This is a genomic window from Arthrobacter pascens, from assembly GCF_030815585.1.
GTDB lineage: Bacteria > Actinomycetota > Actinomycetes > Actinomycetales > Micrococcaceae > Arthrobacter > Arthrobacter pascens_A.
Genome location: NZ_JAUSWY010000001.1, coordinates 1,007,585 through 1,019,865 on the forward strand (window position 1 = coordinate 1,007,585; position 12,281 = coordinate 1,019,865).

A 12,281-nucleotide genomic window follows, 5' to 3' on the forward strand; every position below is an offset into this window, starting at 1 on the left:
CGGTCCAGCATCCGCTGGGCCGGTTTTTGTGTGCGCCGGGCCGGCTACCGCCTTAAGTGCCCATCTCCTGCGTCTCGACGTCGCCCGCGCGCTCATAGACCAGCGACACTGCTCCCTTCGGAAAGCTGCGCGCCGGCTCGGCGAGGCGGAAGGAAGCGGGGACGGTCCCGGCGTCGAAGAGGCGCTTGCCCTGCCCGAGGGTGACCGGATAGAGCCAGAAGTGGAGGCGGTCGATCACGTCGGCCGCAAGCAGCGAACGGATGAGGACGCCGCTGCCGAACATGTGCACCTGGTGGTACTCCTCCCGGAGCCGACCCGCGGCCGCGGCGTCTGGCAGCACCGTGGTGCCCGCCCAGCTTGGATCCGTCAGCGTGCTGGAGACGACGAACTTGGGCACCCGGTTGAGCGTGCCGCCGATCTCGTCGGACTGGTGGGGCCAGTAGGCAGCGAAGATGTCGTAGGTCTTCCGGCCGAGAAGCAGGGCATCGATGCGGGCGATCTCTTCGCCGATGGCAGCGCCGGCCTCGTCATCGGATACCGGCGCCTGCCAGCCACCGAAGGCGAAGCCGCCCTCGGGGTCCTCCTCTCGGCCGCCGGGGCCCTGGTAGACGCCGTCGAGGGTGATGAACAGGTTCGCGACGATGATTCCCATGCGTCCAGTCTGGAACTGCATTCCGGCCCTGTCCAGCATCAGCTGGCGTGGCAGACTGGTGCCATGCTGCTCGACGAGCTCGTGAGAACCGCGGATGCCGTCGCGTCAACCCGCTCCCGGCTGGCGAAGGTCGATGCACTGGCCGACCTGCTGCGCCGGCTCGAGCCCGAGGAGATCGCGACGGCCGTGGGCCTGCTCATCGCCAAGCCGCGGCAGGGCCGGGTAGGGATCGGCTGGCGCGGCATGGCAGCGGCCATGGGGGAGCCGGCCGCCGAGCCGAGTCTTACTGTCGCTGACCTCGATGCAGCGCTGGATCGGCTGCTCGTCACCGCAGGCGCTGGATCGGCCGCGGAGCGCGCCGCGACCCTCCGGTTGCTCACGGCGGCAGCCACCGAGCGCGAGCAGGCATTCATCGCTGGCGTGCTGCTCGGTGAACTGCGTACCGGTGCGCTTGAGGGGGTTCTGACGGATGCGGTTGCCCGCGCCGCGGGTCGGCCCGTCGGCGCTGTACGCCGGGCAGCCATGCTCTCCGGCGATCTTGGCGGGACCGCCCTCTTGGCGGTCACAGGCACGGCGGCCCAACTCGATGCCGTCGGTCTCGTCGTCGGACGTCCCGTGCAGCCCATGCTCGCCTCAACCGCGGGCAGCGCAGGCGCGGCGCTGGAGGCCACGGGGGAGGCATCCGTGGAATACAAGCTCGACGGCGCTCGGATCCAGGTGCATCGGCTCGGCGATGAGGTGCGCATCTATACCCGCACCCTGGCCGAGGTGACCCACCGGCTGCCCGAGGTGGTGGAGGTGGTGCGCGGACTGCCGGTGCGCGACGTGATCCTCGACGGCGAGACCCTGGCCCTCGACGAGGACGGCGGACCGCGGCCTTTCCAGGAGACGATGTCGCGGTTCGGGGCGGACGCCGCGCGCAGCACGTTGCTTCATCCCTGGTTCTTCGACGTGCTGCACATCGACGGGCGCGACCTGCTCGACGAGCCGCTGGCCACGCGAATCGGCGTTCTCGAACGCATCGCCCCCCGGTACCGGATCCCCGGGGAGATCACGGCGGATGCGGCCGTTGCTGAGAGAGTGTCGCGGGATGCGCTCGCCGCGGGCCATGAGGGCGTGGTGGTGAAAGCCGTCGGATCGGCCTACGCGGCCGGTCGGCGTGGTTCCAACTGGGTCAAGGTGAAGCCTGTGCTCACCTACGACCTGGTGGTGCTCGCCTGCGAGTGGGGGTCGGGACGGCGCACCGGGCTGCTGTCGAACCTGCACCTCGGAGCCCTCGACCCGAGCGGCGAGTTCGGCGAACCCGGCGGCTACGTGATGGTGGGCAAGACCTTCAAGGGCCTCACGGACGCGCTGCTGCGCTGGCAGACTGAGAGGTTCCAGGAGCTTAAGATGCGGCGCACGGCGGGCACCGTCTGGGTTGAGCCTGTCACCGTGGTGGAGATCGCGATTGACGGCGTGCAGCATTCCTCGCGTTATCCGGGCGGGATCGCCCTTCGGTTCGCACGCGTCAAGCGCTACCGCGACGACAAGACGACGGCGGAGGCTGACACCATTCAGACCCTGCGCGCGCTGCTGCGTTCGTAGCCGCATGAGGAGGAATCCTTCGGGCCAGCCGCATCCGATGCCGCGGCGAATGACACCAGAATCAGGTCTCCACGTGGCACCTGCGGACCGCTTGTGCCGGCTCTTCAGCGGGCGTACCGTGGCGCTTATTACCGTGGCTTGAGGAGTGACGGGAGCCGCTCCGGCGTGCCGGGTGGTGTCCGAAGGAGGCAGGGTGGAAGCGTCCGGGGCGGGCATTGACCAGGGCCGGTCAGCATTCAGGGAGCAACGCTGGACGGACGCCTTTGAGAACTTGCTTGACGCCGACAGGCGTGGGGGACTTCCGGCGCCTGACCTTGAGCGGCTTGCCACCGCGGAAATCCTGACCGGCAACACCACTGCAGGCATTGACACGCTGACCCGGGCCCATGAAGAGTTCCTGGTTGTCGGCGACGTTGAGGGCGCCGCCCGTTGTGCAGGCTGGCTGGGGATCCAGCTGATGAACCTCGGAGAGATGGCCCGTGCAGGGGGCTGGTTCGCGCGCGGCCGGAGGCTCCTGGATGAACTTGATGAACCGTCTGCTGTGGGGGGCCTCCTGCTGCTTCCAGCAGCACTGGGGAAGCTGTACGGCGGCGACCCGGCAGGTGCGCTCGAGATTTTCTCCGAGATAGGTGTGTACGGCCGGAGATTCCAGGACAGGGACCTTGCCGCGCTGTCGCTGCTTGGGACGGGTCAGGCCACCATCATGCTTGGGCATGCCGACGACGGCCTCCGGATGTTTGATGAGGTGATGGTGGCAGTGACTGCGGGCGAGCTGTCTCCGATCCCCTCCGGAATTGTCTATTGCGCCGTCATCGGCAACTGCCACCTGGTTTTTGACCTGCGAAGGGCACTGGAATGGACAGCCGCGCTGGACCACTGGTGCAGTAGCCGCCCCGACATGCTGGCCTTCAGCGGGCAGTGCCAATCCCACCGCGCCGAGCTCTTCCGCCTGCACGGGGCCTGGCCTGAGGCCATGGAGGCGGCCGCCGCGGCTCAGGTGCTTTCGGCCAGGGGTGATCCGCAGGCGCGGTACGGCGGCTACTACCAGCAGGGGGAGGTGGAGCGGCTCACCGGCAAGTTGGATGCAGCCGAGGCATCTTACCGGCAGGCCGTCCGGGAGGGCGATGAACCGCAGCCGGGCCTCGCCCTGCTGCGGTTGGCGCGCGGCGAGGCGGTCCAGGCCCAGGCCCTGATCCGACGGGCTGCCGCCAATGCCGATCCAGCCTCCCGCCGGCACTTGTTGCCTGCGTTGGTCGAAATCGAGCTTGCAGTCCCGGATCCCGAGGCGGCGCGGCTAGCTGCCGACGAGTTGGGGGCCTTCGCTCTGGAATGCCCCACGCCAATGCTCCGTGCCGTGTCCTGGCAGTCTGACGGAGCGGTGCGCCTTGCGGTGGGTGACGCTTCAGGTGCCCTGCGGTCGCTGCGGCAGGCATGGACGCTGTGGCTGGAACTGGGTGTCCCCTTCGAGGCGGCCCGCTGCCGGGTGTTGTCCGGCCAAGCCTGCCGGGCCCTGGGCGACGAGGCGTCGGCACTGATGGATTTCGAAGCAGCCCACGCGGAATTCCTGGCACTTGGGGCGGCTCCGGCGGCAGCCTCGGCGGCATCGCTGATACATGAAGACAGTGAAGTCGAGCCCGGCCCGCTGACACCGCGTGAACGGGAAGTGCTCCGCCTTGTGGCATCCGGCAAGGCCAACCGTACGATTGCTGCTGAACTCTATCTGAGCGAGAAGACCGTGGCCCGGCACATGAGCAACATCTTCCTCAAACTGGGACTGTCGTCCAGGACGGCCGCCACCAGTTATGCATACGAGCACGGACTCGCAGGGTGACGGCGGCCTGCACATAAATACCCACAGGGGCGCCGCCCAGTTGCATGATTCGGCCGACGCGGAGTGCCTGGGCCCGGCCATAGTCTCAAAGCATGAACCTCCCGGTCCTGTCCGGCACCCCTCCAACGGTGGTGTCCGCCGCAGGAATCCGGTCATCAGGGAGCCCGGGATGTTCAGCTCAAGGAATCGCGACTAGCCAAGGAGGAGAGCAGCCATGAGCAACAACAAAGGCGTGACCGGCACGCTGGACACGATGATTATCGGCGGCGGGCAAGCAGGTCTTGCCATCGGCCACTACCTGAAGAGCCAGGGCCGGAAGTTCGTGGTGCTGGATGAAAACCCCAGAATCGGTGACGCGTGGCGCCAGCGGTGGGACACACTTCGTCTTTTCACCCCGGCAAAGTACGACGGACTCCCCGGCGCACCGTTCCCCGCTGATCCGCTGTCCTTCCCCAGCAAGGACGACGTGGCTGCGTATCTCGAAGGCTATGCCGCAAGATTCGAGCTGCCGGTCCTCAACGGCGTCCGCGTGCAGCGGCTCTGGCGCGAAGCAGACCGCTTTATCGCCGCCTCCAACGGTCACCGCTGGGAGGCGCGCAACGTTGTGGTGGCGACAGGCTCCAGCCAATCACCGAAAGTGCCTGGCTTCGCGGCGGAATTGGCGCCGGCCATCGTCCAGTTCCATTCCAGCGAATACCGGAATCCGGCGCAGCTACAGGAAGGGCCGGTGCTGGTGGTCGGACTGGGGAACTCGGGAGCGGAGATCGGCATTGAGGTCTGCCGCACCCACCAGACGCTCCTGGCCGGCAAACCCGCGGGGGAGATTCCCGTGAGGCATGGCAGGACAGCTGCACGCTTCGTCCTGCCCCTGGTGCGGTTCCTCGGACTCCACGTCCTCACTCTCAGCACGCCGATCGGCCGCAAGGCGGCGGCGGCCGTCAAAGCCCACGCCGCCCCCTTGATCCGGACCAAGTCCAAGGACTTGGCAGCCGCTGGTGTCCGGTTTGTCCCGCGGGTCGCTGGGGCGGAAAACGGCCTGCCTGTCCTGGCAGACGGAACGCGGCTGGAGGTTTCGAACGTGATCTGGTGCACCGGATTCAAGGATGATTTCAGCTGGATCGATCCGGCCCTCCTCGACGACGGAGGGCTGCCCCGGCAGGAACGCGGCGTGGCGCTTGATTCTCCCGGGCTGTTCTTCCTGGGACAGGAATTCATGTACGCAGCGGTGTCGGCAACCCTTCCGGGCTCGTGCCGGGACGCACGTTACCTGGCAGGAAGGATCCCGGTTCCGGTCAGCCTCGAGCCCGCCTCAGCTGCCACCTGAGCTGGCGGGCCGTGCCCTCGGGCAATCGGTTGGAGACCAGCCGGTAAAAGACCAGCACAGCCGACGCCGCCACGACGATGCCCACGAGGTTCAGCAGCAGCTGAAGTGCCGAGCCGGCAGCCTTCTGGTATTCGCCGAGGACCAGTGCCACAGCCACGAACCCGGCCGCCGGAACGGTGGTCACGGAAATGAACACACCGATGAGCGCAGCCGAACGACGGCTGATGACCGACAGCATCCCGGCCGCACCGGCCAGTACCGCAACGATCAGCGAATACGGTCCGGGATGGTAGATGAACTCGACCGCGGACCCGGCGTCCAACGCATCGGCCGGAAAAAGTCCCAGCGGCGCGGACAGCCAGGTGGTCAGGGCCGCAAGGAGCATGGCCACCGGGAAGCCGACGCCGAGCGCGAGCGCCGCATGCCGGCCCAGCGTCCACCGGCGCCTGGCTAGGGCGACGGCCAGGGCGGCCAGCGGACCGAACTCCGGCCCCACCGCCATGGCGCCCACGATGGCGATGGTGGAATTCGTGACTATTCCGATGGCAGCCAGCTGGGTGGCCAATACCAGGAAGGCAAGGTAGCTCCATGTGAGCCGTGAGTCCTCACCGGTCTGGCGGGTCACCTCATCCCAGATCAGCGCGTCAGCACCGTCGCCCGGCGCCGTTGACTCAGCACGCTCCGCCCGCGTGGACAGGACCAGGTCCGGCATCGAGATGGCAATTGAACCCACCTCGCGCGCCTTCAGGACATGAAGTTTCTCCAGCAGCTCCTCCACGGATTCACGGGCAATCTGGACCTCGATGACATCGCCGGGAGGCACCACCGACGCATCTGGGTGTAGTGCCACCTCAGCGGTTCCTGTCTGTTCCGTGCAGCATTCCACCACTACTGCGGAGAGCTCTCCGGGAACGCAAATGCGCAGCTGGACTATCACGGCGGCTCCCTTCCCTGGCCTCAACCCAGCATAGGTTCCGGGGCGCCCGGCCGGGCCGGTACAACGGGACTGATTGGTCTTTGAAATTACGGATCGGTAACATAGATGCTTTGGTTACCCGCTGTGAGAGGTGCTTTGTGTCGATAGCGAGAACCGAGTCTGCATCCGGCCGTGTTCGCGAAGCCGGCCCTGGCAGGCGGAAATCAACGTTCCGCCCGGAGGTCCAGGGGCTCCGGGCGCTCGCCGTCCTGATGGTGGTGACCTACCACGTGTGGCTGGGACGGGTGTCCGGCGGGGTTGACATCTTCCTGCTCATCTCCGCCTTCCTGCTGACCCTCTCCTTCGTACGGAGAGTCGAAGCAGGAAAGTCCTTCAACCTGCTTTCGCACTGGCTGCACCTCTTGAAGCGGCTGCTGCCGGCGGCCGTCGTGGTTCTCTTGGGCATCCTGGCAGGCACCTGGCTGTTCTTGCCGCAGAGTCGCTGGCCGGACGTCCTGGACCAGGCATGGGCTTCGCTGCTTTACCGTCAGAACTGGCTGTTGGCCGATACTGCCGTGGACTACTACGCGCAGGACCACTCCGGCGCCAGCCCGCTGCAGCATTTCTGGTCCCTGTCCATCCAGGGCCAGGTGTTCATCCTGTGGCCACTCATCTTCGCGGGTGCCGCCCTCGTCTGGCGGCTCCTCAGGCGGTACCGCCGTCGCCTCTTCCTTCGGGCCGACGTCAGCTATCGGCTCGTCATGCTGGTAGCCTTCGCTGGCATCTTCATTGCATCCCTCATCTTCTCGATCGAACAGACGGCGACGAACCAGGCGTACGCCTACTTCGACACCAGGACCCGGCTTTGGGAATTCGCCTTGGGCTCGCTCTTGGCCTTGGCCATGCCGTACCTGAAGCCGGGCAAGGTGCTCCGCATAGTCCTCGGCTGGGCAGGCCTTGCCGCCATGGTGTCGTGCGGGCTGCTGCTGACCGTGGACCGGTCCTTCCCGGGATACGTCGCGCTCTGGCCCACCCTGGCGGCTGCCGCCATCATCGTGGCTGGCCAGAGCGGGAGCCGGTTTGGCGTGGACCGGCTGTTGAGCTGGAAACCACTGGTGGCGTTGGGGGACAACTCCTATGCGCTGTACCTGTGGCACTGGCCCGTGCTGGTCCTGGCTCTGGCTGGAGCCGGAATCGAGTCCCCAACCCTCGTACAGGGCCTGTGCATTGTTGCCGCGTCGATTGCCTTGGCCGTCCTCACCACGCGCTTTGTGGAAAAGCCGCTGCGCGAATGGCACTGGCCGCAATTGCGGGCCTGGCGCACCGCCGTCGTGATTGCTGCGTGCTGCGCGGTGCTCGCCGGGCCCGTGGCAGTCTGGCAAACAAGCCTTACGGCGGAGGAAGCGGCGGCAGCCGCGCAGCCCCGTGAGCTGACTCCGGGGGCAGCATCACTGGCGCCGGAATACGCCGGAAAACCCACCCCCGAAGGGCGGATCATCCCTGTCCCGGCTGCCATGAAGAACGAATGGGCGGACATCGATGGACTGTGCACCGATGCCAACGTGCCCTCCGACCCGTTACTGGCCGGCTGCCTGCAGAACACCAGGCCGGGAGACCGTCACGAAGAGAATCGTGGTGCTGGGCGATTCCCACGCGCAACAGTACATGGCCGCCTTGGGCCCGGTCGCCAAGGAACACGGCTGGGAAGTGGTGACGCTGCTCAAGGGCAACTGCCGCTTCGGCGCCGAATCGTCCGAACGGGACGAAGCCTGCAATGCCTTCAACCGGGCAAGCGCCGCCTACGTCATGGAGCACCGGCCGGACGCCGTGTTCACCGTTGCGTCGCTGACCCAATCGCAGGCACCCTTCGAAACGGAGGTTCCCGGCTACCTTGAGGGAATCCGGCCGTTCACCGACGCCGGGATGGACGTGGTGGGCGTGCGGGACAATCCGCGGTTCAGCATCAACATGCCCGAGTGCGTCCAGAAGAACGGTGCCGACGCGCCCGAATGTAACGCGCCGCTCAACGAGTCACTGGCGGAGTCCTCGCCGCTGGACAGCTACCGCGGCAAGGTGGAGGGGCTGCACCTCATGGACCTGAGCGACCTGATCTGTGCTGCCGGCACGTGCCCAGCCGTTGTGGGCAACGTGTACGTGTACAAGGACAACAACCATCTCACCAAGACCTACGTGCAGAGCATGATCCCCATGTTCGAACAGCGGCTCCTGGCCGCCACGGGCTGGGTCTGAACAGGGCCGTCCGCACCCCTATGCCGTTGCTCACATTGGCCCCGAGGAATAGGGGGATCGGCCGCGAGGTTCTAATATTTATTCAACACTTTCTGCACTGAACCCTGCACAAAGAACCACTGCACGGACCAGTCCCGTAATGACGGGCTGGTCATCAGCTGCAACCCCTGCCAGTGAATCAATAACCAAGGTAAGAGGCGCACTCATGACCCAGCCCGAGCACAACCCGTTCGGCTTCATTGGCCTGACCTACGACGACGTCCTGCTCCTCCCTGGACACACCGACGTCATCCCGTCCGACGCCGACACCTCCTCACGGATCTCCAAGCGGATCACGGTGGAGACGCCGCTGCTTTCAGCCGCCATGGACACCGTGACGGAATCCCGGATGGCCATCGCGATGGCCCGGCAGGGCGGCCTGGGCGTGGTGCACCGCAACCTGTCCATCCAGGACCAGGCCGACCAGGTGGACCGCGTCAAGCGCAGCGAATCCGGCATGATCACCAACCCGCTGACCATCGGCCCTGAGGCCACACTGGCGGAACTGGACGAGATCTGCTCCCAGTACCGCGTTTCCGGGCTGCCCGTGGTGGATGAGGGTATGCGTCTCCTGGGCATCGTCACCAACAGGGATACGCGCTTTGTCCCGGAGGCAGACTTCCCGCTGCGGCTTGTCAGCGACGTCATGACCAAGATGCCGCTGGTCACCGGGCACGTGGGCATCAGCCGGGAGGAAGCCTCCCATAAGCTGGCCACCAATAAGATCGAAAAGCTTCCGCTCGTTGACGAGCAGGGCCGGCTCAAGGGCCTCATCACCACTAAGGACTTCACCAAGGCAGAGCAGTACCCACTCGCCACGAAGGACGAAGAGGGGCGCCTCCGGGTAGGTGCCGCCATCGGCTTCTTCGGCGACGGCTGGGAACGCGCCATGGCACTGGTCGATGCCGGCGTCGACGCCCTGTTCGTTGACACCGCCAACGGCCACTCCCAGGGTGTGCTGGACATGATCCGCCGCCTGAAGTCGGACCCTGTTGCAGCCCATGTGGACATCATCGGCGGCCAGGCGGCAACACGCGAAGGTGCCCAGGCACTCATCGACGCCGGCGCTGACGGCATCAAGGTAGGCGTGGGTCCGGGCTCCATCTGCACCACCCGCGTGGTGGCCGGGGTGGGCGTCCCGCAGATCACCGCCATCTACGAATCCGCCAAGGCAGCAATCCCTGCCGGAGTCCCGCTGATTGCCGACGGCGGCCTGCAGTATTCGGGCGACATCGGCAAGGCGCTCGTCGCCGGAGCCGACACCGTGATGTTGGGTTCCCTGCTGGCCGGGTGTGACGAATCGCCGGGCGAACTGATCTTCGTCAACGGCAAGCAGTTCAAGAGCTACCGCGGCATGGGTTCGCTGGGGGCCATGCAGTCGCGAGGGAAGAACACCTCTTACTCGAAGGACCGCTACTTCCAGGCCGATGTCTCCGGTGACGACAAGCTGATCCCGGAAGGCATCGAAGGACGCGTTGCCTACCGCGGCCCGCTGGCCTCGGTGGCGTACCAGCTGGTGGGCGGGCTTCGCCAGACGATGTTCTACGTCGGTTCCCCCACCATTCCTGAGCTGAAGGCCCGCGGCAAGTTCGTCCGCATCACTTCGGCCGGGCTCAAGGAGTCCCACCCCCACGACATCCAAATGACGGTGGAGGCCCCGAACTACGGTTCGCGCTAGTCCCCGGCGCCTCCCTGTCCTCGCTTCGCTGCGGCCAGGGAACCCGGGCGCCGTGGGCCCACGCGCCGGGCAGAACTAGGCTGTAATCATGTCCGAAGCGCGGCACCCCTCAGGGCTTACCCCCAAGCAGGATCCCAAGCGAAAGCTTGCCATCCGGCCGTACGCACGTGCCGTAGCCCAGATACTGCGGGTCAGTTTCCGGGCCTCGCCGGCCGCGGTGGTGATGAAGGTTGTTGGTTCCCTGATTTCGGCACTGCTGCCGCTGGTCACCACCTACTTCGCCTCGCTCACCACGACGGCGCTCGCGGCGGCCTACGCCGGCGATGCCGCGGCCGGCCAGCAGGCCATCGTCTACGTCATCATCACTGCGGCCCTGGGACTTTTCTGGGGAGCCTTCAGCAGCGTGGACCGCTACATCCAGCAGCTCATGAGCTTCAAGGTGGGCGCCATCGTTGGCGACCTGATGTATGACCGTTTTTTGGCGCTCGAATTCTGGCGCTACGACGACAAGGAGACGGTTGACCTGTACGACCGCGCCAAGCGCTTCTCCGATTCCTACGCACGGGTCCTGGACCGCATCGCGGCCATCTTCACCCAGCTGGTCTCGGTAATCCTTGCCATCGGCGCCCTGCTGCTGGTCAGCTGGTGGATCGCCGTCATCGTCCTCGTCGCGATCGTGCCCAGTGTGTACCTCCAGTTCAAACTGTCCAGGGAACAGATTGCCCATTGGAACACGCAGGTGGACTCCCGACGCCAGCGCAGGATGATCGAGACCAACCTCCTCCGGCCGCAGCACATCGCCGAAATGCGCCTGTACGGCATCGTGGGCTACCTGATGGATTTCCGGTCCCGGCTCCGCGACGCGGACGAGCGCCGCCGCCTCGACTTCCAGAAGCGCTATATCCCTAAACAGCTTGCTGCCGATGCCCTCCAGTACGGCGCGGAGGTGGTCTCATTGATCTGGGTGGTGGGGCAAATCATCGCCCGTGCCCAGCCGGTTGGCCAGTTCCTCTATGTCCAGCAGATCGTCAGCCGCGCCCTGTCCACCGCCAACAGCCTCGTCTCCTCCATGAGCTCGATCGACGAGGACCTGGCCAACCTCAAGGACTATGAACTGTTCATGGCCCTGCCGGTGCATTCGGTTCAGGCCCCGCCCCTCCTGCAGGCGCCGAAGTCCGTGGAACTCCTGGACATCCGCTTCACGTACACGGGCAGTGATATCGAGGTGATCCGCGGCGTCAGCATGACCATCCGCGAGGGCCAGCACATCGCCCTCGTTGGGGAGAACGGGGCAGGGAAGTCCACGCTGATCCGCATCCTCGCCGGACTCTACCGGCCTGATTCCGGCCAGGTGATGCTCGACGGCGTGGACCTCGCCGCCGTCGACGTCACCTCCTGGCACCGCCACCTGGCGGTGCTGAGCCAGGAGTTCCTCAAGTACGAGTTCGCCACCGCCGCCGAAAACATCTTCTTCGGGGACGTCGATTCGCCCCGGGACGATGAGCGGATCCGCCGCGCCGCCGGAGACGCGGAAGCCCTGGACTTCATTAACAAGCTGCCCAACGGCTTGGACAACCACGTCAGTAACTGGATGGAGGACCCGCGCGGCCGGAAGGGCAGCGGGTTGTCCGGCGGTCAGTGGCAGCGGCTCGCGATGGCCAGGAATTTCTACCGGAACGCTTCGTTCATGGTGATGGACGAACCCACGTCGGCCATCGATGCCTTGGCGGAGCACCGCATCTTCACCCGGCTCTTTGCGGACCGCAGCAGCACCATCATCGCCATCAGCCACCGGCTAGCGACGATAGAGAAAGCCGACATCGTCTACATGCTGGAGGACGGCCGCATCGTGGAGCAGGGAACGCACAAGGAACTCGTCGGGTTGCGTGGCCGCTACTTCAGGATGTTTGAGTCCCAGCTGACTGTGGAAGAGCCTGAGGGCGTCTGAAATCCGCCGCTCACTTCTCGGCTAGCGAGCCGAGGGGTACTCCTTGCCTGCAGTAT

At 65.9% G+C, this 12,281-nt stretch carries 7 protein-coding genes and 1 pseudogene; 6 read left to right on the forward strand and 2 right to left on the reverse strand.

The window, feature by feature from the left end:
• Positions 1-52 precede the first annotated feature (52 nt).
• Entirely contained in the window at positions 53-652 is a 600-nt protein-coding gene (locus QFZ30_RS04820) for a dihydrofolate reductase family protein (RefSeq protein ID WP_307080045.1), read from the reverse strand.
• A 63-nt stretch (positions 653-715) separates the two neighbouring features.
• Between QFZ30_RS04820 and QFZ30_RS04825 the strand changes: the two genes are divergently transcribed.
• The 3 genes from QFZ30_RS04825 (at position 716) to QFZ30_RS04835 (ending at position 5,394) form a co-directional block, all read left to right on the forward strand.
• Positions 716-2,239, forward strand: a complete 1,524-nt coding sequence (locus tag QFZ30_RS04825) for an ATP-dependent DNA ligase (RefSeq protein ID WP_307073982.1) — start codon at positions 716-718, stop codon at positions 2,237-2,239.
• Between the two features lie 193 nt (positions 2,240-2,432).
• Entirely contained in the window at positions 2,433-4,070 is a 1,638-nt protein-coding gene (locus tag QFZ30_RS04830; protein WP_307073984.1) for a helix-turn-helix transcriptional regulator, read from the forward strand.
• Positions 4,071-4,284: 214 nt separating this feature from the next.
• Complete coding sequence (locus QFZ30_RS04835; protein ID WP_307073986.1) at positions 4,285-5,394, forward strand: flavin-containing monooxygenase; 1,110 nt, start codon at positions 4,285-4,287, stop codon at positions 5,392-5,394.
• Here QFZ30_RS04835 and QFZ30_RS04840 read toward each other — a convergent pair.
• Positions 5,363-6,331 (reverse strand): DUF389 domain-containing protein, encoded by a 969-nt coding sequence (locus QFZ30_RS04840; protein ID WP_307073988.1) that lies wholly within the window; start codon positions 6,329-6,331, stop codon positions 5,363-5,365. The two genes, QFZ30_RS04835 and QFZ30_RS04840, sit on opposite strands and share 32 nt — an antisense overlap.
• 251 nt (positions 6,332-6,582) lie before the next feature.
• Here QFZ30_RS04840 and QFZ30_RS04845 point away from each other — a divergent pair.
• From QFZ30_RS04845 to QFZ30_RS04855, 3 genes and pseudogenes are all read left to right on the forward strand, one after another.
• A pseudogene (locus QFZ30_RS04845) lies at positions 6,583-8,560 on the forward strand (acyltransferase family protein).
• A 205-nt stretch (positions 8,561-8,765) separates the two neighbouring features.
• Positions 8,766-10,277: an IMP dehydrogenase gene (gene guaB / locus QFZ30_RS04850; RefSeq protein ID WP_307073989.1), complete on the forward strand. Its 1,512-nt coding sequence runs from the start codon at positions 8,766-8,768 to the stop codon at positions 10,275-10,277.
• A gap of 88 nt (positions 10,278-10,365) precedes the next feature.
• Positions 10,366-12,225: an ABC transporter ATP-binding protein gene (locus tag QFZ30_RS04855; protein ID WP_307073991.1), complete on the forward strand. Its 1,860-nt coding sequence runs from the start codon at positions 10,366-10,368 to the stop codon at positions 12,223-12,225.
• Positions 12,226-12,281: the final 56 nt, after the last annotated feature.